Below are 23,834 nucleotides of genomic sequence, written 5' to 3'. Positions count from 1 at the left end.
CCTTATGCTTAGCCTCCCAATGCAAGGGCTACTTTGGGCCCTTGTAATCGCTATAAGCTTATTTAGTATTGATAAAGCGACCTATAAAGCACTCTACAAAGTACCCATACGCCAAACTGGGGTACTTGCATGTGCGCTGGTGTTTGCTGTTTTATGGCGCATTAAAGCAGGCATTTTAACGGGCCTTGATTTACATATTTTAGGTATTACTGCAGCTACACTTATTCTCGGTTGGCGTTTAACTATTTTAAGTAGTGTTCTGGCAACGGCGCTATTAGCCGCATTTGGTTTAATTGAGTTTGAGTTACTGCCAGTGCAATTGCTTATTGGCGCATTTATCCCTATTTTATTGAGCTACTTGGCTTTTATTGTTAGTTATCAGTATTTACCGCGCCACTTTTTTGTTTATATATTTGTATGTGCGTTTATTACGGCTGGGTTTATCGCCTGTATAAAAATAGCTTTAGGGGCATTATTTTATCTTGCTATTGGTCAGTATAGCTGGCAACAATTAGCAGATAATTACGTTTACTTAAGCGCTATTATTTGGCTGCCAGAGGCCATGTTAAACGGTATGGCTATTACAATTATGATCACTTATCGCCCACATTGGGTAAAAACTTTTTACGATAAGGACTACCTAGGCTCATGAGTCTTGAATATAGCTGCCCACTGTGTAGCAACTCACTAATAAAAACAGCTAATATGCTTCGCTGTGAAAATAACCATAGTTTTGACTTTGCAAAAGAAGGCTATGTAAATTTATTGCCTGTACAGCAAAAAAACTCAAAACAACCTGGTGACTCATTAGAAATGGTGCAAGCTAGGCGCGCTTTTTTAGAGCGCAACTATTATGCTTTTTTACAGCACGAACTTGGCCAAATTATTAGTCACATAGCAGCTAATAATATTATTGATTTAGGGTGTGGTGAAGGGTTTTACACCCAAGCTTTAGCTAATAATACTCAAGCCACTGTGTACGGAGTTGATATATCGAAGGCGGCGGTAAAATATGCGGCAAAACGCTATAGCAATTGCCACTTTAGCGTGGCATCCATTAGCCAAGCACCTTTTAAAAGCTACTTTGCCGATGTATTGGTCAGTGTATTCGCACCATTATTTACTCAAGAACTAGCAAGACTTGCTAAACCCGGTTCAACACTCGTAGTGGCAAGCCCCGGACCTCAGCATTTAAAAGAGTTAAAAGAGTATATTTATTCCAGTGTTAATGAACATACACAAATAGAAGTACCTGCAATGTTTACACAAACATCGCAAACACTCATCACTGAGCAAGTTACCTTGAACTTTAGTGACGTTAAAAACTTAATAATGATGACACCATTCGCGTGGAAGTTCAGACCCGAGCACTGGCTAGCGCTCGAAGGAAAAGGTGAGCACAATGTCACCTTATCGTTTTATATTACACAATTTACAAGAGACAAAAGCGTAGCTGTTGCGCATATATAAAGGCAACAGGCGCTTAAAATTGCTCTTTAGTGAACGTTTTGTCCATTTTATCAAACATATCGTTAAGTAATTCTTCAAGCTCCAAGTAACGGGGCTTTTTTTCGCTGCGCTGTGCTTGATAGCCATTAGCGACCATTTTAGCATAAAGCTCGTTATACCAACGTTGCATGGCAGGCTCTAGCTCGGTTTGCGCTCGTTTTCCTAACCATAACAAACCTTGTAAAGGGAGCGATATAAAAAAAAGCGCACTTGCAATTGCTTGCGGTAAAAAGTCAGAGCCAAGGTAATTTAACTGAAAAAACAACGTTAGCATGGCTAATATTGGCATTACCGTAATCGCCAACTCTGTCGCCTTTATTACTTTAAACTCAGCAAACAAGGGGGCTAATTCTTTTCGCATTGGCCATTTTTTAGCGTACACACGCCCTATTTGTACTTGCGACATCACACTTTTTTGCATCATGACTCCTCATACAATAATATCAACACTACCAATAATATTGGTTGTTATTATTGTAGTGTAACACAAATTATTTTATATGGAATTTTCATAAAAACGCACTGAATGAGTAAAAAATCACTCATGCTTTAAGGCCTTTTAGTATGAACAGGTTTCACCTCAATATTAATACATACGCTATTAAGTGCTAAATGGATCTTTTCTAAACTAATAATTTTAGACATTATAATCAGTATGTTAAACCACTTATACGCCACAATTCCCACAGTTATCCACAGAAAATGTGGACAACATAATTACCCTTACTTTTGCTAACGTAACCACAACTCGCTTAGTTACTGTTACTGCTTTAATTTAGGGTTAATAATCTATACTATAACCTTATAGTTATTGCTGTTCGTCGGGCTTTTAATGTCAAAACAAACATTACAATTGCATAGCACTGTTTTATCAATCCACAGTTTAGCGGTTGATGCCGACATACCTGTGGCGTTGTTTAAACAGGCATTGTTTTTTATTTCAAAAACCCACGATGAGCTATCAATTGTATGCCCCAGTAGCTTTACTATTGATAGCTTAGATTGTGAGCAGCACTGGCAAGCGCTTGAAGTTGTTGGCCCACTTGGTTTTTCGTTAACAGGAATTATGGCTAATATATCGGGAGTACTGGCGCGAGCTAAGGTATCTATATTTTCAATTTCGACCTACGATACCGATTATATCTTAGTAAAAAAACACACCGTAGACTTAGCTATTACCGCTTTAAAAAAAGATGGCTATAACATAATTTTTGAGTGACTTATGAAACCGCAAACAATAGATTATTTAGCTCAAAATAAATTACCTCGTCATGCCATTAATATTACTAGCCCATTTTCAGGAAAAGTAATAGCACTTAACGAACACCCCGAACCTCTTTTTCGCTTTGGCACATTAGGGCCAGGCATTATGGTACAGCTAAGCAACCATAAAATTTTAGCCCCATTTGATGGCACTTTGCTGCAAGTAAAAAATGCCGGCACCGAATTTATTTTACAAGCTAAAAACGGCCTAAAAGTACTAATTAATTTAACTATTTTGAGTTCGCAACACATTACCCATACCCACATAGCTCAGTTAAATGGTAGCAAAATATGTAAAGGCCAACGCCTTGCTTATTTTGATTTACGCGAACTTGACACACCTATGCTAGCAAGCTTAATTTTGCTCAATGGCCACAGCCTAGGTACATTTCACTTTTCACACTCGCAGGTAAATGCGGGTGTCGATACTTTATTAACTATTATTAAAAAGAAGTAGATTTATGATCACCCTTTACGGCATAAGCAATTGCGACACTATAAAAAAAGCTAAAAAATACTTAACCGATAACAACATTGAGTTTACTTTTCATGACTATCGCAAAGATGGCGTAAACGAGAGTATGATTAGTAACTTTGCTGATAAACTTGATTGGGAGCAGCTTGTAAACAAGCGTGGCACCACTTATCGCGCTTTAAGCGATGATGAAAAACAAAGCTTAACTAAAGAAAAAGCGATACCGTTATTAGTTGAGCAACCTGCAATGATAAAACGCCCTGTATTGGTTAATAACAACGAGTACCACTTAGGTTTTAAAGCAGCACAATACGATGAGATTTTTAAATAATGACAGATGACGTAATCGCTCTAGCGCAAGCCTTAATACAACGCGAGTCGGTAACACCTGAAGATGCTGGCTGCCAACAAATGATGAACGATAGATTGCAAGCAGTTGGCTTTAACATCGAATCGTTATTTTTTACTGATACCTTAAATACTTGGGCACGTAAAGGGACGCAATCGCCACATTTTTGCTTTGCCGGGCACACCGACGTAGTTCCCACTGGTCCTGAAAAAAACTGGCAGTACCCGCCATTTTCTGGCCTAGTTGAAAATGGTTTATTACACGGGCGCGGTGCAGCCGATATGAAAGGCTCATTGGCTGCTATGCTGGTTGCTACTGAGCGTTTTGTAACAAAGCACCCAGACCATAAAGGCTCTATTTCTTTTTTAATTACTTCAGATGAAGAAGGCCCATTTATAAACGGCACTACTCGGGTAATTGACACCTTAGAAGCGCGCGGTGAAAAGATAGATATGTGTTTAGTTGGCGAGCCTTCATCTCGTGATGTATTAGGCGATGTAGTTAAAAATGGACGCCGAGGCTCACTTACTGGTTTTTTAACGGTGAAAGGTATACAAGGGCATGTGGCATACCCGCAGTTAGCGCAAAACCCTATTCATTTAACTACCCCAGCACTCACTGAGCTAAGCCAAACAGTATGGGATCACGGTAACGAGTACTTCCCCGCCACTAGTTTTCAAATTTCAAATATAAATGGCGGCACCGGGGCCGGTAATGTGATCCCCGGCGAGTTAGAAGTACAGTTTAACTTTAGGTTTAGTACTGAAGTTACTCATGCGCAATTACAACAACGCGTTAACGCTATTTTACAACAGCATAATTTAAATTATGAATTAAGCTGGATTGTAAACGGCCAACCGTTTTTAACAGAGCACGGCCCACTGGTTGACGCCACAGTAAAGGCAATCAAATCGGTAACCGGTTTAACAACAAACCTAGAAACAACGGGCGGTACATCTGACGGGCGTTTTATTGCTCAAACCGGCGCTAAAGTAATTGAGCTTGGCCCGCGCAATGCCACTATTCATAAAGTAGATGAATGTGTAAGTACCGATGACTTAATTGCACTGTGCGATATTTACGAGCAAATTTTAGAAAACCTACTAACGTAATGAACGCAAAAAAAATAACCACAATGTGTATTACAGGACAAAGTGATACACATTTAACCCAAATTCAAAATCATCGTTTGCACTGCAATATCGTTAATGATTTTTTAGCACTGCAAAGTGCCGCAAAAGCAGCAGGGTTTGAGCTTACAATCGCCTCCAGCTTTCGTGACTTTAACCGCCAAGCGGCTATTTTCAATGCTAAATTTTCAGGTGCACGCCCTGTTTATAATAAACAACAGCAAGTTGTTGAGTTAGATGGCTTAAGCGATATAGATAAATGTATTGCCATTATGCTCTACTCTGCACTGCCTGGCGCAAGTAGACATCATTTAGGAACAGATTTAGATGTGTTTGATAAAGCGGCAGTGAGTGATGATTACCAGTTGCAACTCACGCCCGAAGAATATCAACATAGTGGCCCATTTGCACCACTGAGCGACTGGCTAGATGCTAACTTAGCAATGTTTGGATTTTATCGGCCTTATCAGCATGACTTAGGTGGTGTAGCCCCCGAACTTTGGCATATTAGCCATATTAAGCAGTCGCAATTACTGGTTAATATGCTTAGCCTGCCAGTGCTGTATGAGTGTATAAGTAATAGTGACTTATTAGCCAAAGAGGCTATTTTAGCCAACTTACCCATGCTTTATGAGCGCTTTATAATTAACGTTAGCCCTGTTTAGCAAACTGTTTTTTATTGAGCGTAAATACCAGTACTGCGCCCAAAATAACACTGCTGGCAACTATAAATTGCACAGTTAACTGCTCAGATAAAAACACCACGCCTGCAATGGCAGCAAGCACAGGTACACATAGCTGCACCACTGCTGCTTGGGTGCTTTTTAATCTTGGCATTGCCGTATACCAAATACTGTAACCAATACCTGAAGCTATTGCGCCACTGGCACATGCAAGTAACACCCCTTCTATGCGGATACTTTTTATATACCCCATGCCTATTATTAGCAATATAGGCAAAGCAACTAAGCTGCGAATAAAGTTAAATGCAGAGGTTCTCAGTGGTGATACACAAGCTTTACCTCGTATACTATACACACCCCACGCTATGCCACTAATGGCCATAAGGGTCGCTCCAAATAATGAAGGTATTGCAGCAGAGGGCAACATTAAATAAACAAAGCCGGCAAAAGCGCTTATAAATGCCAACCATTGTAATAGGCTTAATTGCTCTTTATTATAAATTCCCCAGCCAATCATAGTAAGTTGTACTGCGGAAAATAAAATAAGTGCACCAGTGCCGGTATCAAGCTCTATATACGCGATGGAAAAACACAATGCATAAACCAGCAAACTAATACTGCTTCGCCAGCTTCCTGTATCTTTTAATATTTCGCTATTAAACGTGCCGTTACGTTTTGTAGTATTAGTATAAAGCAGCATAATAATGGCTAAACATACAGCCCCGCTAAGTAAGCGAATAACAGTAAAGTTCCATGCGTCTATATACCCTTGTGCTAGCGCCATTCTGCATAATAAAGAATTAGCGGCAAACGCAATTAAAGCACTTAAAGTGTACAACGTTGTTTTCAAAAACAATCCTTAGCTAAAATAAATACAGTTTAACACTGTCAATTCAGTGGTTTTTAGATTTAGTTATTATAATAACAGTGCGATATTAATACGATTAACGCTTCGTTCACTGCTCGGCAGTTATGCTACGCTTTTTTACAATATTTCACATATTTTTTTAATGGGTGTATGTTAATCTTATTAAGTAAATTTAAAGGAGTGCTCAGTGCGCCGTAGCTTAATATTTAGTTTTTGTTTTATTTTAAGTGGTTGTAGTACCATAGGATTTAGCGATCTATTTAATGACTATGCGACTCAAGTAACCCCTGTAAGACAAGCAATAGAGAGTAACAACATAGCACAAGCGCAGTCGCTTATTGCTAAAAATAGTAGTATGCACAGTAGCTACTTACTTAATCAGTTAGAGCAAGCGCGCCTAGCCGACTTAGCTAATATGCAAGCCGATGCACAAAGCCAATTTGAAAACGTTTATCAACAAGTACAAAACAAGCGCGAGGCTGCCAAAGTTCAGCTCAGTAGTGGGCTTGAACAAAGTAATGCTTTATTTACCAACGACTCGGCCATTACTTATATACCTGCCCCTTATGAAATGAGCATGCTGCATAGCTATAAAGCGCTTAATTACGTATATAAAAATGATGTTGAAGGTGCATTAGTTGAAGTTAGACGGGCTAATAAAGTACAAGTAGACGCACTTATTCAAAATCAGGCAGCGCTAGATTCCGCAACAAAAGAAGCGCAGCAGCATTATCCTAGTATGAGCAAGGTTACCCGAGACGTTAAAAATGGCTTTCAAAATGCTTATACTTTTTATTTATCCGCTTTATTGTACCAAAGCAGTAAACAGTATGATGATGCTTACATTGACTATAAAAAAGCACTCGAAATACAACCCAACAATATTTATTTGCAACGTGATGTACTTCGCCTTGCTAAAAAACAAGGCTTTGATCAAGACTTAAGCGACTTTAAAAAGCGCTTTGGTGAGGCAGCAAATATACCGTCTGAACAAGGCGAAGTCGTTATATTATTTGAACAAGGCTTAGTGCCTAAACAACACGAATTTAAATTACGTTTACCTATTTTTACTTCTAGTGGTAATGCACGTTTTTATAGCTTAGCCATGCCAGTTTATAAAGACAACGCCTATGTTCGCAGCATTAATAACATCAGTATTAATGCCCAAAACTTAGTATTAAGCCCGCTAGTGCACATAGAGTCACTGGCTGCTAAAACGTTAGAAGATCAAATACCTGCCAAAATAGCGCGGCAAATACTGCGTTTAGTTGCCAAAGAAAAAGTACGAGCCGAACTGGCGCGTAGCACCGGAGACGTAGGTAATATAATTGCGAACATTTATAACTTAGCCTCTGAGCAGGCCGATACACGCAGTTGGCTCACGCTACCAAATCAAATAAGTGTGGCGCGAAGTAGCTTAAACAGCGGCGCGCATTCATTAACCATAGGCACGCAAGCGCCAATAAATTTTACCGTTAGTAAGCAAAGGTTAACCTTAATTTATCTAACCTCTATAAATAACTACTTTAATTATCATGTAGTACAACTCTAGGAGCGATTATGAGATACATAATGCCATTATTTGCGGTTTTAATACTCAGTGCCTGTGCTGGCAAACCAGACACATCGGGTATAGCAATTGAGCAAGGTAATAAAACATTTAATCAGCAACTACGTGTTGATAACCCAGAGCTTGGTGAAAAACTGGCTATTAGTGACGTAAAAACACGTCAAACAAACCAATTAACTGACGTGGTAGTTACCTTAGCAAGCCAATATAAAAAGTCGCAATACTTACAGTATCAATTTAACTGGTACGACAAAGACGGCTTTGTTATTAAGGGTAATCACTCCCCTTGGCAAGCAATTACCTTATTTGGCTTTGCACAAACACAATTACCAGGCTTAGCACCCAGCCCAGATGCAGTTACCTTCTCATTAGCAGTAAGAGAAGTGTCTACCGATGCGCAAGAATTTAAAGAATAAAGGAAATAACAATGATCATACGTAAAAAATTCAAAACAGCTTCAACTTACGCGCTTATTGGTTTAAGTGCATTAGTATTAAGTGGTTGTGCAAATAAAGCAGTAGTTAGTTATGGCGACGCACAAGCCGTAGAAACCACTGACATTAACTTTGGCTCTACCGATTTACAAAAAGTAGCCAGCCAAATGACCGATTCACTATTAAGCTCTGCGGTAGTTGGCACTATGACCGCCAATAAACGCCCTGTGGTATTTGTTGAAAGAATTAAAAACAAAACCAGCGAGCACATTGATACCGAATCAATCACCGACTCTATTTCAACTCAGTTACTGCGTAGCGGAAAATTTAGATTTGTTGATATGACCCGAGTTGAAGCTATACGTGAGCAACTTAAATTTCAAAACGAAGATGCATTAGTTAACCCCACGACGGCTGTGGCATTTGGTAAACAAATTGGGGCGCAGTATATGCTGTACGGCAACTTATCAAGCATAGTTAAATCTAATGCTGACAAATCAGACGTATACTATAAATTTACCATGCGTTTAATGGATATGGAAAGTGGCTTAGTTGAATGGGCTGACGAAACAGAAATTCGTAAAACGAAAGAAAAATCAACCTTTGGCTGGTAGTCAATAGGAGTTAATTATGAAAGCGATTACTGTATTAATGTGTGCATTACTTACAATTAGTGCACCTGCATTGGCTAATTACGAGCGTAATAAAGCAGTAGCAGTACAACAAGTGCTATTTGGCGATGTGCAATCAGTGCGTAATATTACTGAGCAAGAGCTAGTACAAGATCAAAGTAGTGGTTGGAAAACATTTGGCGGTGCTTTGCTTGGCGGTGTTGTTGGTAATCAGTTTGGCGGTGGTAGCGGGCGTACCGTTGCTACTATTTTGGGTTCAGTGATTGGCGGCAATGTAGCGCATAATCAACAGCAAAAAAGCCATTACCAACAAACTCGTTTGGTAGAGTTATTAATACAAGTTGAAAATGGCGACCAATTTATGGTGGTTCAAAATCAAGACCAATCAATGCGCTTTAGCAAAGGCGATAGTGTAAGGCTGGTGTATTTAAACGATAACAGCGTACGTGTTGATAAAGCCTATTAATAGCAATTATATTAACTTTAGCATAAGTAAAAACGAGCCTAAATTGGCTCGTTTTTTTGTATGTTTTAAAAGTTAGGCTTGTTGATAATCTTTAAAAAAGCGTTGCATTTTAGTCATTGCATCCGTTAGGTCATCTTTGTTGGGTAAAAACACCAATCTAAAATGATCAGGCTCAGGCCAGTTAAATGCACGGCCATGCACCAGTAATATTTTCTCAGCTTTGAGTAAATCAAACATCATTTGCTCATCGCTTTTAATATTAAAGCGCGCGGTATCTACTTTAGCAAAAGCATATAAGGCACCTTTTGGTTTTACGCAGCTAATACCCTCTATTGCATTTAGCCCGCGCCACGCTATATCACGCTGTACATACAAACGCCCGCCTGGATTAATTAGGTTGTCGATTGATTGTACTCCGCCCAATGCTTGTTGAATGGCATATTGAGCAGGCACGTTAGCGCACAAACGCATAGATGATAAAATTTCTAGGCCTTTGCGTAAGTCACTCATAACCGACGTACGCCCACTTAACACCATCCAGCCCATTCTTAGGCCCGCAGCACGGTACGTTTTTGCTAAACCGTTAAAGGTAATAATAGGCACGTCGTCGCACAATGCACCAATTGAGCTATGCGTAATACCGTCGTATAAAATCTTTTCGTAAATTTCATCACTTAACAGTAGTAACTTGTGCTCACGTGCTATGTCGATTAACTGCTGCAGTAAATCATCGCTATACACAGCCCCTGTAGGGTTATTTGGATTGATCAATACTAATGCTTTGGTTTTAGAAGTAATTTTACTTTTTATGTCCGCAATATCCGGAAACCAATCTTGCTCTTCGTCACATAAATAATGCACCGGATTACCACCAGAGAGCTTAACTGCAGCGGTCCACAGAGGATAATCGGGAGCGGGGATCAGCACTTCATCGTCATTATTTAACAATGCCTGCGTAACCATTTGAATCAGTTCGCTAACGCCATTGCCAATATAAATGTTATCTACATCTAAATTATATAAACCACGTTGTTGATAATGCTGATAAATAGCCACTCGCGCCGAATAAAGCCCTTTAGAATCACAATAACCTTGGGCTGAATATAAATTGCGAATAATATCGCGGTGCATATCTTCTGGCATATCAAAGCCAAACGCAGCCGGATTACCAATGTTTAGCTTTAAAACTTTTTGGCCTTCGTCTTCCATTTTTTTAGCTTGGACTAAAACAGGGCCGCGAATGTCATAACAGACACCGTCTAATTTATGACTCTTTTTAATTTCTGACATTACTACCTCTAAAGGGCACGAATACCCTTAGAATAACTTAGTAAAGACGTAAAACACTAGTCAATTTAGTAACTTAATACTGAAATAAATTCATGTTTAATGCCTAAACCTACGCCTTTACTTATCTGTTTAACGTGATGCCAACCAGTTATTTAATAGCGTTTGAGATTGCGTTACTTGCGTCATTAACTGCGCTGATGCAGCAGTGGCTTGAGCTAAGTTATCGTTATTTAAACTTTGTTCAATTTCACCCGCTACTGCGGCTAAGCTATCGGCACCAAACTGAGCCGCATTCGACTTTAAACTATGGGCGTGGCGCACCGATGCTTCTTTGTCTTGCCCAATTGTGGCCAACACTTCTGAGCCTAAACGCTCAAATTCTACACAACAAAAGTCGAGAGTAGCTGCAAATTGCTCACCTAATAACGATTCCATACTCTCTAATGCTGCTTCGTTAATACTTACTTCTGTCATATTTTAACCCTTAAAAACAATCTATACTTAATTAACTTTAATCTACAACACTCTATAGCTAAGCGTAAAAAAATCCAACTTAATTACCTTATAAATGTATAATTACTCATAATATACCTTTACCAAAAGTAGTTTAAATGGCTCGCCCACTGTGTAATTTTTGTTTGTTCGCACTTAATACTTGTATTTGCAGTGCTGTAACCTCTATTCACAATAAAGTAAAAGTGATTATTTTACAGCACCCTAGTGAAGAAAAGGTAACAAAAAACACCGCTAAACTATTAAATTTATGCCTAACTGATTGCCAAATAATCAAAGGCGAAAGTAATAACGACTTTGCGCAGCTTAGCGCCCTACCTGCCAGTTCAACCGTTTTACTTTACCCTAACGAGCAAGCTATAAATTTAGATAATAACGGCGCGCTAAACACACTACAGCCTATTACGCACTTAATTGTTATTGATGGTACGTGGAAAAAAGCCTATAAAATTTTACAACTAAGCTCGCTACTGCAACGATTTAAAACTGTAAGCTTTGCTAATTTACCTAAAAATCGTTACACAATACGTAAAGCTCCCCGCGCAGATAGCTTGTCAACGCTTGAGGCCGTTGCACATAGTTTACAGCTTATTGAACAGTTAAACCCTGCCCCACTTTATAATTTACTTGATGAATTAATACAAAAACAAACCCAGCACATGCCTGCTCACGTAAAAGCACGTTACTTATAATGTATGATTAGTTTTTTATAAATGATATTAGCAATGCGTAATTATCAAAATAGATTAAAACGCGGTTTTAGCCGTCAAGGTCCCGATTATCGTTTTGACGATCAAGTTGATTTTAGCGATATAAGAGACACTTTTGGTTTTAGATCTATGGTGGTAGGTAAATGGGTAAACAAAGAAGAGCGCTATATTAGTGCAAATTTAATTTATGATGCGCTTGCCGACTTAGCACAAATACTGCACTTACCACCTAAAGCAATTGGTCTGCGCGGTAAACTCAATTTTGCTTTTGGTGCTGGCGGGCAAAAACATGTACAAGCGCATTATAATGCAGCAAGCCAAACGCTTGCCCTTGCAAAAAATGCCGGCGGGGGTGCGCTCGCCCATGAATGGTTTCATGCTTTTGACCATCATATAAGTGAGCATTTATTTGCAGCAAAACCACGCTTTGGTTTTGCATCTAAACTGTGGTTATCAAACACGCCTAATTTATCGCATCCGCTCAATAATACACTTAATGATTTTTATAAAAACGTATTTTTAGATGCACAGGGCCTTGCTGCAAACCGCTTTGTACAAACGTGCATTGAATACGATAAAGCAAACAATATGAATTACATGAGTATGCCCGAAGAGCTTGCAGCGCGTTGCTTTGAAGCCTGTATAGCCTGCCACCCGCATATAAAAAATAGCTTTTTAGTCAGTGGGCTAAAAAGTAGTGATTTAATATACCCAGATGATGAGCACATCAACACTGCAAATAAAGCGCTTAACCAGTATTTTGAACTACTAGGTTATGCGCTTCATAAGTTAGATGAGTAAAGTGCTTTATTTAATCATTACCTATCGTCGCTAATACGACTTGCTACGGCACTATTTTGATCTTTGTACTTAGCATCTTTACGCGTATTGTAAGGATTAGCACAAGGGCCTGTAAGTGTTTCAAAACTCATAGCACCAATTTTCATCATAGGTCTTAGTGCTAGAGGGAGTTTACCTGAGTTATAAAACTCTAAAACAATATTACCACTCCAGCCGGGATCTATACGATGCGCTGTTACATGCACCATTAAACCTAATCGTGCCAGCGATGAACGTCCATCTAACCAGCCTACAATATCTGCTGGCAGTGTTACTTTTTCATAGGTAATAGCCAGTGCAAGCTCGCCTGGGTGTAAAAAAAATGCTTCGCCTTCATCAAGCACAATTTCGTCGCTCATGATTGACTCCATGGCTTTATTGAGCTGATCTTTAGGGCCACTTAAATCTACATATGCTGCTGTATGTGCATGAAAAGTTCTAAATTTATTACCTAAGCGTAAGTCGGCAGTTACACCCGAAATCATCTCATCTGTGGGTGCTGGCTCAATAACAATACGGCCATCGTTTAAGTATTCTTTAATATGTGTATCTGAAAGTCTCATGGTGTATTAATCATCCGTAATCACAATCTCTACCGAATTGTGATGCTGTTGATAGTAAAGCGTGCTGGCTATTAGCCGCGCTGCTGCGCTGTAAGTTTTGCTTATTGCTGCCGTGTTATCGCAAGCAATAAGTTTGCCCTGCTCAGAGTATTCTCGAATATCTATTGCAAGCGGAATGTGCGATAGCACAGGCACACCGTGTTTGTGTGCTAGTTTTTGTGCACCATCTTTACCAAATACGTGGTTTGCCTCGCCGCAGTGGCTGCAAATATAATGGCTCATATTTTCAATTAAGCCCAGCACTGGCACGTTTACTTTATTAAACATGGCGATGCCTTTTTGCGCATCGGCTAAGGCTAAATCTTGGGGTGTGGTAACAATTACCGTGCCACTTGCCGGTACTTTTTGGCTCATGGTAAGTTGAATATCACCCGTACCTGGTGGCATATCAACAATAAGGTAGTCAAGCTCGCCCCAATCGGTTTCATTAAGCAACTGGCTAAGCGCCCCCGATGCCATTGGCCCGCGCCATACAGTGGCATCATCACTGGGTACTAAAAAGCCGATTGATTGCGCTTTAATGCCGTTTGCATCAAAAGGCTGTAACTGTTTGTTATCTTTAGTGATGGGCTCTGCGCCTACCAAACCTAAAAGCATAGGGATTGACGGGCCATAAATGTCGGCATCTAAAATGCCAACTTTTGCGCCTTCGCTGTGCAGCGCGCCTGCTAAATTAACGGCCGTAGTCGATTTACCCACACCGCCTTTACCTGAGGCAATAAGCACAATATGTTTAATTGTTTTAAATTTTGCAGGCTCTTTAAGCTCTACCGTGGCCGACACGGTTACTGCCACCTTGAGAGCGTTAGTGACATGCTCTGCCACCATTGGCATTTCTGACTGTGCCGCAAATGGCAAAATTAAAGTAATAGCGAGCGATTTGTCATCGTTTTGAGTGATATTCTTAATGAAGCTTTCATCAATACCCACAGCAAAAGCGGCACTACGATACGCGGCTAAGGCAGCAAAGATCGGTTGTTTTTGCACCGATTTAGAAGAGAATAGTTTCGACAGTCCAAACATAGTAATTAAATAACGTTTCTTTGATGAAAAGTGCCTCGGAATTATGTAACATTCAGGGCATTAACACCAGTCAATTAATACAAATCCACAAGCTGTTGCGTTGTTAGCGCTTAGCTTGTAAATAAATTAATGATTTTCATCCGTTCCTTAATAGGAACCGTCAATTCGGAATGATTATGGCACAGCGAAAGATCCTGATTACCAGCGCATTACCTTATGCAAATGGCCCTACTCACTTAGGTCATTTATTGGAATATATTCAAACTGATATTTGGTCACGTTTTCAAAAACTCCAAGGCCACGAAGCCTATTATGTTTGCGCCGACGATGCCCATGGCACGCCTATTATGCTTAACGCGCAAAAGCAAGGGATCACGCCTGAAGAAGCGGTAGAAAAAGTAAGTATTGAGCGTCAACGCGACTTTGCCGACTTTAATATTAAGTTTGATAATTATCACAGTACCCACAGCCAAGAAAACAAAGAGCTGAGTGAGCTTATTTATAATCGCCTAAACGATGCAGGGCATATTAAAAGACACACTATTTCGCAGTTATTCGACCCAGAAAAAGGCATATTTTTACCCGATCGCTTTGTAACCGGTACGTGCCCAACTTGTAAGTCTGAAAATCAAAATGGCGACAACTGCGACTCATGTGGCGCAACATACAGCCCTACAGATTTAATTAACCCGCGCTCGGTTATGTCTGGTGCTGAGCCTATTTTAAAAGACTCTGAGCATTACTTTTTTGATCTGCCAGCATTTGAAGGCATGTTAAAAGAGTGGTTACACTCGGGCACTATTCAGCAAGAAATGGCTAACAAGCTTGATGAGTGGTTTACTGATGGCCTGCAACAGTGGGATATTAGCCGTGATGCGCCTTACTTTGGTTTTGAAATACCAAACGCACCAGGTAAATACTTCTACGTTTGGTTAGATGCGCCTATTGGTTATATGGCCAGCTTTAAAAACCTGTGTGATAAAAAAGGTATCGACTTTGATGCTTTTTGGGCTGCAGATTCAGACGCTGAGCTTTACCACTTTATTGGTAAAGACATTATTTATTTTCATAGTTTATTTTGGCCAGCAATGTTAGAAGGCGCTAATTTTAGAAAGCCAACTAACGTATTTGCCCACGGTTTTGTTACCGTAAATGGCGAAAAAATGTCTAAATCTAAAGGCACGTTTATTAAAGCGCGTACTTATTTAGATAATTTAAACCCAGAATATTTACGTTACTATTACGCGGCAAAATTAAGCGGTGGCATTGTTGATCTTGATTTGAACCTAGAGGACTTTGCGCAACGCGTAAACTCAGATCTAGTAGGTAAAGTAGTAAACATAGCAAGCCGTTGTGCGGGCTTTATTACTAAAAAGTTTGATGGCAAGCTAAGCGCAACCGTTATGCAACCACAGTTGCTTAAAGAATTTCAAGCAGCGGCACCAAGCATTACAGCCCATTACGAAAACCGTGAGTTTAGCCGTGCAATTCGCGAAATAATGGCGCTTGCCGACAAAGCAAACCAATTTATAGATGCCGCAGCACCTTGGGTACTCATTAAAGACGAAACTAAGCAACAAGAAGCGCACGAAGTTTGCTCATTGGGGCTTAATTTATTCCGCGTGTTAATTACCTACTTAAAGCCTGTACTTCCTGAAATGGCCGATAACGTAGAAGCATTCTTAAACGACGACCTTGCATGGGACGGCGTGCAAAATGCATTAGTAAGCCACCCTATCAATAAATTTAAACCGTTAATGCAACGTGTAGAAATGGACAAAGTAAATAAAATGGTTGAAGAGTCAAAAGAAAGCTTAGAATCAAAAGTGACTATTGACCCTAATAGCCCACTGGCTAAAGAGCCAATTAGTGATGAAATTGAATTTGACGACTTTGCAAAAGTAGACTTACGCGTAGCAAAAATTGCTAAAGCTGAGCACGTAGAAGGCGCCGATAAACTACTTAAGCTAACGCTTGATTTAGGCGGCGAAACGCGCCAAGTGTTTGCGGGTATCAAATCAGCTTACGCTCCAGAGGATATAGAAGGTAAGCTTACTGTTATGGTTGCTAACCTTAAACCACGAAAAATGCGTTTTGGCATGTCAGAAGGCATGGTATTAGCTGCAGGCCCTGGCGGTAAAGAGATTTACATTCTTAACCCAGACGACGGCTCAGAGCCTGGCATGCGTGTAATGTAAAATGTAAGCTTTCTTATATATTAAAAGCCGCTGAATTTATTAGCGGCTTTTTTGTAAGTAAATTATTAACCTAACTTATAGGTTATATTTATTTTAGCTAAATGAATAACTAAGCATTGCGAGCTAATATAAATTACCCAATTAATATACCTAATTTGCGGAAAGTACCCTTCACCACTATTACCATAAATCCAATATAAACCAATTAATGCATCGGCAATTGCCGCTAATACTAACCCCAAACTAACCAGCCATACTCCCAAAGGCGCGTTTAACCCGCGATATGTATTAAGCAGCACTAAACTCATTAATCCCACACTGGTTATAACAAAACTATGAAGCCCAGTTAATAGCAGTACATAATAACCTGCCTCAGGAATATACATAAAGTAAAAACAAAGCAGCGATATTAATAGCGTGCCCCCTAAATAAGCAGCCACATAATACAATGGATACATAACTAAACTACGGCTCGCCAGTAGTACAGCAATAAAGAGTAAGCTGTATCCGGGTACAAAAAACCACACAGAGTCAGCTAAATAGTCGTGCTTAATTACCTCGTTATAACGGTAATATTGATTGCTTAAATTAAAATTTACCACGTCTCCACAAATGCATAGCACTAAGGAGGCCATGCATAATAGAGCAATATAACGTTGTTGTTTGTTTTTCGTGTGTTTATATACCCAGCGGGTAATACTGGCGCTATTAAATAACAAAATAATTAAGGTTATTATTTCAATAGCTAAAAGCACTTTACTCTGTGGTGAAGGCCATAAACCATATATACCCGCAGCCCCTACAAAAATAGCCGCTAACCAAGCTAAAAACGAAAGCGTAATATGTTTATTCATAAAAACAACTCCAGTAAGCTGCTTTACGTTATTGTTTATTTTTGTCAGGGGTAGATTCTGCTTTCATAGTTTGCATCTCTTTATCGGCTTTTAGCTTACATACGGCCAACTGCTCTAAACGCATGTTTTTAATTGCTTCTAGCGGATCGTCAAGCGCCCTACTTTGCTGCGATAATGCATATTCAGCGCTGTCATCATTTTTAATTGTCATTATTAGCTACCTTTTATGTAATTTATATTTTGGGTTTACCGTCATTTAGCTAAGCTCTTTGCAGCTATAATTTATACAGTACTTTAATTAACCTTACCTCCAGATAATTAGCGATAAAAACGCTTGAACAAATTATTGCCTAGCTATACATTAGCATCTGCTAATGTATAAAGGTGTATTATTTGCTCTATTTTATTATTTACCAGCTTGCTTGTTTCATCAAGCGTATTAGCTAATAGCGACGATGCATACTTTGCTCGTAGCACTGTTAAAGCATTTTCAACTGATTTAAAAAATGTTTTAGTAAGCACTATGAAAGCGAAAGGCCCTGTTGCAGCAATTGAAGTATGAAATATCAGTGCGCCAGCTATTACTCTACAACACAGTGCGAAGGAGTGGGAAATTAGTCGTGCATCATTAAAAGTGCGTAATCCTAACAACCAAGCTAACGACTGGTTAAATTCAATACTGCTCGATTTTGAGCAGCGTAAAGAAAATGGCGAACCTATAGCAAGTATTGAACATCAAGAGCAAAAAGCCGATGCTTGGTATTTAGTTAAAGCAATTCCTACTGGGCAAGCTTGCTTAGCCTGCCATGGTAGTGAATTAAAGCCTGAAGTAAAAAATAAATTAACTGAGCTTTATCCAAGTGATAAAGCAACTGGTTTTAATTTGGGAGATATACGAGGCGCTTTTGTTGTAAAAAAACACCCTTAAATACCATTATTATTCAAACTGTTAAACCTCTTACCCTGAGTGCTGGTTAAGTATTAATATTGGGGTTACTCTGCCTTATTTAACACATATTAAAGTAAGTGTTCCACAGGCAGATAGCCAAATAACCAAGCCTGAAAACGTACCCAGGTGCTGGCCTCTGGCTCAGCGTTTTTACTTACCACTTTAGTGGGTGTAATTGATTCATCTAACCACAGTAAGTCGTGATTAAAACCCCACCAATTCTCAGTTTTTGTGACATCTAACCGCCATGCATGGCGAGGTAACTCTTCTAAAAATATATCTGCTGCTGTGCTTGCCATTTTGTCACTATAAATTACAACACCTATTTCGGTATTTAAATTAATTGAACGTGGATCTAAGTTCATTGAGCCAACAAAAAGTGTATTACGATCAAAAATCATTGTTTTGGCGTGTAAGCTCGCTTTTGATGAACCTGCTAAATCGGTGATTTTTTTATGTTTTGATTTATTTTTAGATTTACTCTTAGGCTTAGGTTTTACTGTAGCGCGTAATTCCCATAATTTAACGCCCGCCTCTATAAGTGGCTCGCGATAGTTTGCATAGCCGGCGTGCACAACGGGTACGTCGTTAGCCGAGAGCGAATTGGTTAAAATAGTCACATTAGCACCGGTATTAATCCAACGCTTTAAGCTTGCAACGCCTGCATCACCGGGAATAAAATAAGGTGAAACAATTAATGCTTCACTGTGTGCATCATTTAGTAAGTTACTTAATGCTGGGGCCATATAACCGGTATTATCATCACTCACATTCATTATTTTATCAGGATGATCGTATACTAGTTCAGAGTTTGCCCAGTAAAGTGCTAGCTGTCCGCGTAGCAAATTATCAATAATATCCAGTGACTCTAAACGCCTTAAATAGGCTTTACTTTGCTCACTAGTGTATGTTTTAGCAAGTTGTTTTCGTACTTGTTCTAGTTTAGCTGCACTTGATGCAGGCGCTATATGTTTAATCGCTACCGAGAGTGAATGATTCCAATATAAATCAAATGCAGTTGCCACTCGTGGTGCAAATTCTCCCACGCCAAGTACATCTAAATCAGAAAAGTTAGTGTAAATATTGGCAGAAAAATAAGTATCTCCAATATTACGGCCACCAATAATAGCTGCCTTATTATCAACAATAAAAGACTTGTTGTGCATGCGCCTATTGATCTGTTTAAAATTAGTTAAAAAATCAACATAAGGTAAAGTACGATTTGAAAACGGATTAAATAACCGTACTGACACATTAGGATGCTGCACCAACGCACTAAATAAAGTATCTTGGCTTTCGTGGCCAAAGTCATCTAGTAACATGCGTACCCGCACGCCTCTGTCGGCTGCACGAAGTAAGTAATGGGTGAATATTTTGGCCGTAGTATCGTTATGAAATAGATAGTACTGCACATCAATAGACATTTCGGCTTTTTCTATTAATAACAGCCTAGTTGCAAATGCATCTAGGCCATCACCAAGTAGATAAAACCCCGAACTCTCAGGGTGTTTACTTGCCTCTAATGCAATGCCTTTAGCTAAGCTAGTATTTTGCGTTTTGCTAAATGCATAGCTAGGTTCGGCTTGAACCTTAGGATAACTAGCGCAGCCAAAAAGCATGCTTATAACCATAAATAAACAAAGGGAAATTGCCGGAAAATATCGCATAAATACTATCAGTTCTCATAATATGTGAGCCTAGTTATATAGGTGATTTAAATGATTATACTATTATTGGGCTGGTTTCTCGATAGTGCTAACTTTAGTTGCCCTTTTTTTAACCGAGTAAATTGTAAAAGGTAGCATAATTAATTGATTTAATAAAAAACCAAATACTAGGCCAAACGCAATGCCGGTAAAAGTAAGCGGTATGCCTAATTTAAAGTTATTAATAGTGTTTTTTAATGTATCAAAACGGGTAGGAGTAAACATATAAATTAGTTTTTCAAAAAAGTTACCCTGTTTAAATATAGCCATACCACCTTCTAAATCTGCAAATAAATCAAGAGTTAACAGCTTTTGTTGTGCATCAGTTTTAACACTTGGCTCGCTATTGCGTAGGTGCCTATCAATCATTGCTTTAACACTCGGAAACGCGTGCATTTTAGCGGTGGCTTTATAGCCATCAACTTGCCATTTTGTGGCTTGGTACAAGCCTGCTAAATGTTGCTGATAATGATCCGTAAGTTGCGGTACTTGCAACGCTATAATTAATGCAACGGCAAAGGTTAGCTTATCAAATATTCTTACAATCATGAGCAATTCCCCTTAGCATTTACGTATTAAAGTTAAAAATCTATTTATAAATTTAATCTAAAAAGCGATCACTTATATCCTCTGCTGGCAACCAACAGGCATTTGTACGCCCAAACCATTTATAACGTCTAGCACCAATAAAGTCATAGCCCCAATCTCGTAATGGCTGAGGTATTATAAGTAACACTTGCAACAACGGCCACAAACCCGATAACTGCCCAGCAGTACGAAGTGCCGCTGTTGACTTAAACCAAATACCACTATCGTCAATAAGCACCACAGAGCCCAACTTGCTTGTCACTTCACTTCCCCGCTGCTTGAGTAAGCTTTTTGCCACCGCTGACTGCAATGACGCAAAGCGAAACTTTTTATTAGCATCATGTTCAATCACAAAGCGTACCGACCCTGTGCATAAATTGCATACGCCATCGAACAGTAATATAGGAGGTTGCTTAGCAACTATGGTCATATCTGCGCCTGCGCTTTGAAGAGACGCACTAAACGGAACGTTCAGTCTACGTCGCTGTTATTAATTTAGTTTAGTTGAGTCACTTTATATTTTAACTGTTTTTTGTACGAAAACGACGATGTAGGTCATGTACTTGCTCATCAAGTCCACTTACGGGTCCTTGCGTTACTAAATTAGGCACCACATCTAAAATAGACAATGCTTTAACGGGAGAAGCTGGCATACCTAAATCGGCTAACCAAGTGGCTAATTGCGCTGCAGAACTCACATAAACAATTCGCCCTAAGCCTACCCAACCATGAGCGGCAGCGCACATAGGGCAATGCTCGCCGGAGGTATAAACAGTTGCAGCAGCTCTTTGCTCTACGCTCATGTTATTTGCCGCCCAACGGGCAATTTCAAACTCAGGGTGACGCGTGTGATCGCCTCCAGCAACCCGATTACGATCCTCAAAACGCACAACTCCATCAGCATCTACCAATACAGAGCCAAATGGCTCATCCCCAGCTTCAAGTGCTTCTAATGCCAGCTCAACGCTGCGATTTAAGTGTTGCAGATCTGATTCATGCAAAACTAATACATCTTCCATTTATAATTCCTTAAATATTAAACAAGCTTATTCGAGCACTTTTAATAATCTTTCTGTTCGCGGTAAATAGTAGTTATCGTAATCAAGCGATACTATTACTCGCTCTGCTTTACCTAGCATTTCGCTACGCGGGATCAAGCCAATTACACGAGAGTCGGCACTCTTATCGCGGTTATCCCCCATGGCTAAATAGTAATTATTCGGGATTGTGATTTTATCAAACCCAGCTAATCGCGACCCTCTATTGGCTACTCTTATTGAGTGTTTATGACCGTTTAAATTTTCAATTTTATCAAGTGAGCCCAAATTACTGTGCAAACTAGCATAGTTAAGTTTTTTACCATTAATAATAAGCTCATTATGCTCAAGCGACACAGTATCGCCAGGTACGCCTATTACCCGCTTTATTAAGCGGTTATCAGCCTTTTTTGAATCAAATACTATGATGTCGCCTGCTTGAGGGTCGCCTAACTTCATTAGTGGTATATGAGTAAAAGGTAAGCGTAAGTCGTAAGCCATTTTATTTGTTAAAACTCTGTCGCCTACTTCAATGGTGGGCCGCATAGAGCCTGTAGGTACTTCGTACCAATCGGCAACTGCACTTCTAAATACGCTCATTAACGCAATAAATATGATTAATGAACGATTACTTTTCCAAAACTTAATCAGTGTTTTCATACAATATTACCACTATTTTATCGACTAAAACTAAGACGCTAAAAATCAATTGCAGTTCAATTGCTAATGTAACAAAACATGTTTAAGGTGAGCTAAAGTACCAAGGTATAAGGTTATACCTTGGTTAAAAGTGCAGAGAGGTTACTGATTTAATTTATCTTTTGCGGCTTGTACTTTCGAAAAGTCTAAACCTAACTCGTCTGTCGCTTCTTTAATTAAATGCGGCTGAGTCATCACTACTGCCATTAGTTGCTGTAGTTTTTCGGGTGGTATACCAAGTTGTTGCACCATGGCCATTGCCATCATTGGGTTTTGCGTTAATGCTTCAAATAGCTCGGCTATTTGCTCGTCGCTAACATTATGCTCTTTTAAAGTGGCGATAATTGGATTCATTATTAACCTTATTCTGTGTGTTATAACTAAATTATATTGACTACCAAAGACATAAACAATGCCTATACATTACACGTACTTGCTTATTCTACACTTAGCACTACTTTACCGGCGTTTTCATTACGCTCTAAAATAGCATGAGCCTCACTTGCTTGGCTCCAAGGTAGCACTTTATATAAATTAAAATCGTAGCTTTTACTTGCAATATCGCTATAAAAACGCGCTACAAAATCATCTCTTAATACGCGTTTAAACTCTATACTACGGTTTCTAAGTGTTGATGCATGAAACGAGATACGTTTTTGCAGTAAACGGGCAAAATCAACTTCAGCAAAGCGACCATCTAAAAATGCCAGCATTACAATTTGGCAATCCATAGCCGCAACAGCCGCATTTTTGTTTAAATAACTACCCGAAACAGGATCTACAATTGTGTTAGCCGTTAGGTTATTAGCCTTCATATATTCTACAAAATCAGTGGTTTTATAGTTTATTGCATGATCGGCACCCAGTGCTTTGGCATGTGCACATTTTTCATCTGAACCTGCGGTTATAACCACGGTTGCTCCTGCACTTTTAGCCATTTGGATTGCAGCACCACCCACACCACTTGCACCTGCATGAATTAACGCCGTTTGCCCAGCTTGTAATTTACCTAATTCAAACAAAGCACCAAATGCTGTTAAATATACTTCACTTATTGCAGCGCCCTCAGTCATAGATACATCATCAGGTAATTCCATTAGCTGTTTGGCATCAACCGCAACATATTCACTGTAAGCACCACCAGCACATAAAGCAAAAACGCGTTTATTTAGCCAAATTTTGTCAACTTTACCACCAATATCGCAAACGGTGCCTGCGCACTCTAATCCTAATATTTGACTGTCGTCTTTTGGCGCCGGATACTTACCTTGGCGTTGCATACAATCGGCGCGATTTACACCAATAGCGGCTACTTTTACCAGTACTTCATGGCTCTTTAAAACCGGTTTATTGGTTTCATTAAATGCAAGTACGCCATCTTCATGAGAAATGTATTTCATTGCCACTCCTAAGCTTTATATAACT

Annotated in this window: 30 protein-coding genes; 15 read left to right on the top strand and 15 right to left on the bottom strand. The window is 39.4% G+C overall.

The genetic code is table 11. The features are described from left to right. Positions 1-4: 4 nt before the first annotated feature. Together I6E78_RS03840 and I6E78_RS03835 are read left to right on the top strand one after the other, a co-directional pair. Entirely contained in the window at positions 5-652 is a 648-nt protein-coding gene (locus I6E78_RS03840; protein ID WP_058373264.1) for an energy-coupling factor ABC transporter permease, read from the top strand. Continuing rightward, on the top strand, positions 649-1,470 hold the full coding sequence (locus I6E78_RS03835; RefSeq protein WP_197181973.1) for a putative RNA methyltransferase: 822 nt from the start codon (positions 649-651) through the stop codon (positions 1,468-1,470). Before I6E78_RS03840 ends, I6E78_RS03835 begins: the two co-directional genes overlap by 4 nt. Before the next feature lie 13 nt (positions 1,471-1,483). Here I6E78_RS03835 and yfbV read toward each other — a convergent pair whose 3' ends face one another. Further along, a complete protein-coding gene (gene yfbV, locus I6E78_RS03830) occupies positions 1,484-1,930 on the bottom strand; it encodes a terminus macrodomain insulation protein YfbV (protein WP_011328017.1) in 447 nt (148 codons plus the stop codon). Between the two features lie 411 nt (positions 1,931-2,341). On the opposite strand from yfbV, the gene I6E78_RS03825 reads away from it, so the two are divergent. From I6E78_RS03825 to I6E78_RS03805, 5 genes are read left to right on the top strand one after another with little or no spacing between them, the layout of a single operon-like run. Beyond that, positions 2,342-2,728: an ACT domain-containing protein gene (locus tag I6E78_RS03825; protein ID WP_058373262.1), complete on the top strand. Its 387-nt coding sequence runs from the start codon at positions 2,342-2,344 to the stop codon at positions 2,726-2,728. 3 nt (positions 2,729-2,731) lie between these two features. Then, the gene (locus tag I6E78_RS03820) at positions 2,732-3,229 is read left to right on the top strand and encodes a PTS glucose transporter subunit IIA (protein ID WP_197181972.1); all 498 of its coding nucleotides are present in this window, start codon (positions 2,732-2,734) and stop codon (positions 3,227-3,229) included. Positions 3,230-3,233: 4 nt separating this feature from the next. Continuing rightward, positions 3,234-3,578 carry an ArsC family reductase gene (locus I6E78_RS03815; RefSeq protein WP_197181971.1) on the top strand — a complete coding sequence of 115 codons (345 nt, stop codon included), beginning with the start codon at positions 3,234-3,236 and terminating at the stop codon, positions 3,576-3,578. Beyond that, positions 3,578-4,708, top strand: coding sequence for a succinyl-diaminopimelate desuccinylase (dapE, locus tag I6E78_RS03810; protein ID WP_197181970.1), 1,131 nt, complete (start codon positions 3,578-3,580; stop codon positions 4,706-4,708). Before I6E78_RS03815 ends, dapE begins: the two co-directional genes overlap by 1 nt. Then, on the top strand, positions 4,708-5,391 hold the full coding sequence (locus I6E78_RS03805; RefSeq protein ID WP_197181969.1) for a M15 family metallopeptidase: 684 nt from the start codon (positions 4,708-4,710) through the stop codon (positions 5,389-5,391). The genes dapE and I6E78_RS03805 overlap by 1 nt, the downstream gene beginning before the upstream one ends. On the opposite strand, the gene I6E78_RS03800 is transcribed toward I6E78_RS03805, so the two are convergent. Next, positions 5,378-6,259, bottom strand: a complete 882-nt coding sequence (locus I6E78_RS03800; RefSeq protein ID WP_197181968.1) for a DMT family transporter — start codon at positions 6,257-6,259, stop codon at positions 5,378-5,380. The two genes, I6E78_RS03805 and I6E78_RS03800, sit on opposite strands and share 14 nt — an antisense overlap. 205 nt (positions 6,260-6,464) lie before the next feature. On the opposite strand from I6E78_RS03800, the gene I6E78_RS03795 reads away from it, so the two are divergent. Genes I6E78_RS03795 through I6E78_RS03780 form a run of 4 tightly spaced genes read left to right on the top strand, consistent with a single transcriptional unit; the run spans position 6,465 to position 9,379 of the window. After that, entirely contained in the window at positions 6,465-7,829 is a 1,365-nt protein-coding gene (locus tag I6E78_RS03795; RefSeq protein WP_197181967.1) for a COG3014 family protein, read from the top strand. Between the two features lie 8 nt (positions 7,830-7,837). Continuing rightward, a complete protein-coding gene (locus tag I6E78_RS03790; protein WP_058373255.1) occupies positions 7,838-8,263 on the top strand; it encodes a YcfL family protein in 426 nt (141 codons plus the stop codon). A gap of 11 nt (positions 8,264-8,274) precedes the next feature. Further along, positions 8,275-8,895: a penicillin-binding protein activator LpoB gene (gene lpoB / locus I6E78_RS03785; RefSeq protein WP_197181966.1), complete on the top strand. Its 621-nt coding sequence runs from the start codon at positions 8,275-8,277 to the stop codon at positions 8,893-8,895. A gap of 16 nt (positions 8,896-8,911) precedes the next feature. Next, positions 8,912-9,379, top strand: a complete 468-nt coding sequence (locus I6E78_RS03780; RefSeq protein WP_197181965.1) for a glycine zipper 2TM domain-containing protein — start codon at positions 8,912-8,914, stop codon at positions 9,377-9,379. 72 nt (positions 9,380-9,451) lie between these two features. On the opposite strand, the gene I6E78_RS03775 is transcribed toward I6E78_RS03780, so the two are convergent. Together I6E78_RS03775 and I6E78_RS03770 are read right to left on the bottom strand one after the other, a co-directional pair. Next, on the bottom strand, positions 9,452-10,669 hold the full coding sequence (locus I6E78_RS03775; protein WP_197181964.1) for a pyridoxal phosphate-dependent aminotransferase: 1,218 nt from the start codon (positions 10,667-10,669) through the stop codon (positions 9,452-9,454). 129 nt (positions 10,670-10,798) lie between these two features. Then, positions 10,799-11,143: an Hpt domain-containing protein gene (locus tag I6E78_RS03770; protein ID WP_058373251.1), complete on the bottom strand. Its 345-nt coding sequence runs from the start codon at positions 11,141-11,143 to the stop codon at positions 10,799-10,801. 137 nt (positions 11,144-11,280) lie between these two features. Here I6E78_RS03770 and I6E78_RS03765 point away from each other — a divergent pair, with 137 nt between their 5' ends. After that, positions 11,281-11,874 (top strand): tRNA-uridine aminocarboxypropyltransferase, encoded by a 594-nt coding sequence (locus tag I6E78_RS03765; protein WP_197181963.1) that lies wholly within the window; start codon positions 11,281-11,283, stop codon positions 11,872-11,874. A gap of 33 nt (positions 11,875-11,907) precedes the next feature. Continuing rightward, the gene (locus I6E78_RS03760; RefSeq protein ID WP_197181962.1) at positions 11,908-12,693 is read left to right on the top strand and encodes a CLCA_X family protein; all 786 of its coding nucleotides are present in this window, start codon (positions 11,908-11,910) and stop codon (positions 12,691-12,693) included. A 17-nt stretch (positions 12,694-12,710) separates the two neighbouring features. Here I6E78_RS03760 and dcd read toward each other — a convergent pair whose 3' ends face one another. Continuing rightward, a complete protein-coding gene (gene dcd / locus I6E78_RS03755; protein WP_011328000.1) occupies positions 12,711-13,295 on the bottom strand; it encodes a dCTP deaminase in 585 nt (194 codons plus the stop codon). Positions 13,296-13,301: 6 nt separating this feature from the next. Beyond that, positions 13,302-14,378, bottom strand: a complete 1,077-nt coding sequence (apbC, locus tag I6E78_RS03750) for an iron-sulfur cluster carrier protein ApbC (protein ID WP_058373249.1) — start codon at positions 14,376-14,378, stop codon at positions 13,302-13,304. Between the two features lie 176 nt (positions 14,379-14,554). On the opposite strand from apbC, the gene metG reads away from it, so the two are divergent. After that, positions 14,555-16,576, top strand: coding sequence for a methionine--tRNA ligase (gene metG / locus I6E78_RS03745; RefSeq protein WP_197181961.1), 2,022 nt, complete (start codon positions 14,555-14,557; stop codon positions 16,574-16,576). 65 nt (positions 16,577-16,641) lie between these two features. On the opposite strand, the gene I6E78_RS03740 is transcribed toward metG, so the two are convergent. Further along, complete coding sequence (locus I6E78_RS03740; protein ID WP_197181960.1) at positions 16,642-17,430, bottom strand: hypothetical protein; 789 nt, start codon at positions 17,428-17,430, stop codon at positions 16,642-16,644. A gap of 28 nt (positions 17,431-17,458) precedes the next feature. Then, complete coding sequence (locus I6E78_RS03735; RefSeq protein WP_058373248.1) at positions 17,459-17,641, bottom strand: hypothetical protein; 183 nt, start codon at positions 17,639-17,641, stop codon at positions 17,459-17,461. Between the two features lie 354 nt (positions 17,642-17,995). Between I6E78_RS03735 and I6E78_RS18620 the strand changes: the two genes are divergently transcribed. Continuing rightward, positions 17,996-18,358, top strand: coding sequence for a Tll0287-like domain-containing protein (locus I6E78_RS18620; protein WP_331459139.1), 363 nt, complete (start codon positions 17,996-17,998; stop codon positions 18,356-18,358). A gap of 89 nt (positions 18,359-18,447) precedes the next feature. Here the strand turns inward: I6E78_RS18620 and I6E78_RS03725 are convergent, their stop codons facing one another. The 7 genes from I6E78_RS03725 to I6E78_RS03695 all read right to left on the bottom strand — a co-directional run bounded on the left by I6E78_RS03725 (position 18,448) and on the right by I6E78_RS03695 (position 23,809). Further along, positions 18,448-19,998: a phospholipase D family protein gene (locus tag I6E78_RS03725; RefSeq protein WP_197181959.1), complete on the bottom strand. Its 1,551-nt coding sequence runs from the start codon at positions 19,996-19,998 to the stop codon at positions 18,448-18,450. A 111-nt stretch (positions 19,999-20,109) separates the two neighbouring features. Then, positions 20,110-20,634, bottom strand: coding sequence for a DUF2937 family protein (locus I6E78_RS03720; protein ID WP_058373245.1), 525 nt, complete (start codon positions 20,632-20,634; stop codon positions 20,110-20,112). A gap of 52 nt (positions 20,635-20,686) precedes the next feature. Next, positions 20,687-21,103, bottom strand: coding sequence for a thiol-disulfide oxidoreductase DCC family protein (locus I6E78_RS03715; protein ID WP_058373244.1), 417 nt, complete (start codon positions 21,101-21,103; stop codon positions 20,687-20,689). Between the two features lie 91 nt (positions 21,104-21,194). Then, entirely contained in the window at positions 21,195-21,692 is a 498-nt protein-coding gene (locus tag I6E78_RS03710) for a nucleoside deaminase (protein ID WP_231617938.1), read from the bottom strand. A gap of 27 nt (positions 21,693-21,719) precedes the next feature. After that, positions 21,720-22,370 (bottom strand): signal peptidase I, encoded by a 651-nt coding sequence (lepB, locus tag I6E78_RS03705; protein ID WP_197181958.1) that lies wholly within the window; start codon positions 22,368-22,370, stop codon positions 21,720-21,722. Between the two features lie 141 nt (positions 22,371-22,511). Beyond that, complete coding sequence (locus I6E78_RS03700) at positions 22,512-22,763, bottom strand: DUF2999 domain-containing protein (RefSeq protein ID WP_058373242.1); 252 nt, start codon at positions 22,761-22,763, stop codon at positions 22,512-22,514. 83 nt (positions 22,764-22,846) lie between these two features. Then, entirely contained in the window at positions 22,847-23,809 is a 963-nt protein-coding gene (locus tag I6E78_RS03695) for a zinc-binding dehydrogenase (RefSeq protein ID WP_197181957.1), read from the bottom strand. Between the last annotated feature and the right edge of the window lie 25 nt (positions 23,810-23,834).

The organism is Pseudoalteromonas sp. NZS127 (assembly GCF_015864805.1).
In the GTDB taxonomy this organism is placed as follows: domain Bacteria; phylum Pseudomonadota; class Gammaproteobacteria; order Enterobacterales; family Alteromonadaceae; genus Pseudoalteromonas; species Pseudoalteromonas nigrifaciens.
The sequence above is the reverse complement of the archived record's forward strand: the minus strand, read 5'-3'. Positions and strand labels throughout refer to the sequence as shown.

Coding starts and splice junctions, on each gene's coding strand:
- I6E78_RS03840 (WP_058373264.1), top strand. CDS start 5: ATGCTTAGCCTCCCAATGCAAGGGCTACTTTGGGCCCTTGTAATCGCT.
- I6E78_RS03835 (WP_197181973.1), top strand. CDS start 649: ATGAGTCTTGAATATAGCTGCCCACTGTGTAGCAACTCACTAATAAAA.
- yfbV (WP_011328017.1), bottom strand. CDS start 1,930: ATGCAAAAAAGTGTGATGTCGCAAGTACAAATAGGGCGTGTGTACGCT.
- I6E78_RS03825 (WP_058373262.1), top strand. CDS start 2,342: ATGTCAAAACAAACATTACAATTGCATAGCACTGTTTTATCAATCCAC.
- I6E78_RS03820 (WP_197181972.1), top strand. CDS start 2,732: ATGAAACCGCAAACAATAGATTATTTAGCTCAAAATAAATTACCTCGT.
- I6E78_RS03815 (WP_197181971.1), top strand. CDS start 3,234: ATGATCACCCTTTACGGCATAAGCAATTGCGACACTATAAAAAAAGCT.
- dapE (WP_197181970.1), top strand. CDS start 3,578: ATGACAGATGACGTAATCGCTCTAGCGCAAGCCTTAATACAACGCGAG.
- I6E78_RS03805 (WP_197181969.1), top strand. CDS start 4,708: ATGAACGCAAAAAAAATAACCACAATGTGTATTACAGGACAAAGTGAT.
- I6E78_RS03790 (WP_058373255.1), top strand. CDS start 7,838: ATGAGATACATAATGCCATTATTTGCGGTTTTAATACTCAGTGCCTGT.
- lpoB (WP_197181966.1), top strand. CDS start 8,275: ATGATCATACGTAAAAAATTCAAAACAGCTTCAACTTACGCGCTTATT.
- I6E78_RS03780 (WP_197181965.1), top strand. CDS start 8,912: ATGAAAGCGATTACTGTATTAATGTGTGCATTACTTACAATTAGTGCA.
- I6E78_RS03775 (WP_197181964.1), bottom strand. CDS start 10,669: ATGTCAGAAATTAAAAAGAGTCATAAATTAGACGGTGTCTGTTATGAC.
- I6E78_RS03770 (WP_058373251.1), bottom strand. CDS start 11,143: ATGACAGAAGTAAGTATTAACGAAGCAGCATTAGAGAGTATGGAATCG.
- I6E78_RS03765 (WP_197181963.1), top strand. CDS start 11,281: ATGGCTCGCCCACTGTGTAATTTTTGTTTGTTCGCACTTAATACTTGT.
- I6E78_RS03760 (WP_197181962.1), top strand. CDS start 11,908: ATGCGTAATTATCAAAATAGATTAAAACGCGGTTTTAGCCGTCAAGGT.
- dcd (WP_011328000.1), bottom strand. CDS start 13,295: ATGAGACTTTCAGATACACATATTAAAGAATACTTAAACGATGGCCGT.
- apbC (WP_058373249.1), bottom strand. CDS start 14,378: ATGTTTGGACTGTCGAAACTATTCTCTTCTAAATCGGTGCAAAAACAA.
- metG (WP_197181961.1), top strand. CDS start 14,555: ATGGCACAGCGAAAGATCCTGATTACCAGCGCATTACCTTATGCAAAT.
- I6E78_RS03740 (WP_197181960.1), bottom strand. CDS start 17,430: ATGAATAAACATATTACGCTTTCGTTTTTAGCTTGGTTAGCGGCTATT.
- I6E78_RS03735 (WP_058373248.1), bottom strand. CDS start 17,641: ATGACAATTAAAAATGATGACAGCGCTGAATATGCATTATCGCAGCAA.
- I6E78_RS03725 (WP_197181959.1), bottom strand. CDS start 19,998: ATGCTTTTTGGCTGCGCTAGTTATCCTAAGGTTCAAGCCGAACCTAGC.
- I6E78_RS03720 (WP_058373245.1), bottom strand. CDS start 20,634: ATGATTGTAAGAATATTTGATAAGCTAACCTTTGCCGTTGCATTAATT.
- I6E78_RS03715 (WP_058373244.1), bottom strand. CDS start 21,103: ATGACCATAGTTGCTAAGCAACCTCCTATATTACTGTTCGATGGCGTA.
- I6E78_RS03710 (WP_231617938.1), bottom strand. CDS start 21,692: ATGGAAGATGTATTAGTTTTGCATGAATCAGATCTGCAACACTTAAAT.
- lepB (WP_197181958.1), bottom strand. CDS start 22,370: ATGAAAACACTGATTAAGTTTTGGAAAAGTAATCGTTCATTAATCATA.
- I6E78_RS03700 (WP_058373242.1), bottom strand. CDS start 22,763: ATGAATCCAATTATCGCCACTTTAAAAGAGCATAATGTTAGCGACGAG.
- I6E78_RS03695 (WP_197181957.1), bottom strand. CDS start 23,809: ATGAAATACATTTCTCATGAAGATGGCGTACTTGCATTTAATGAAACC.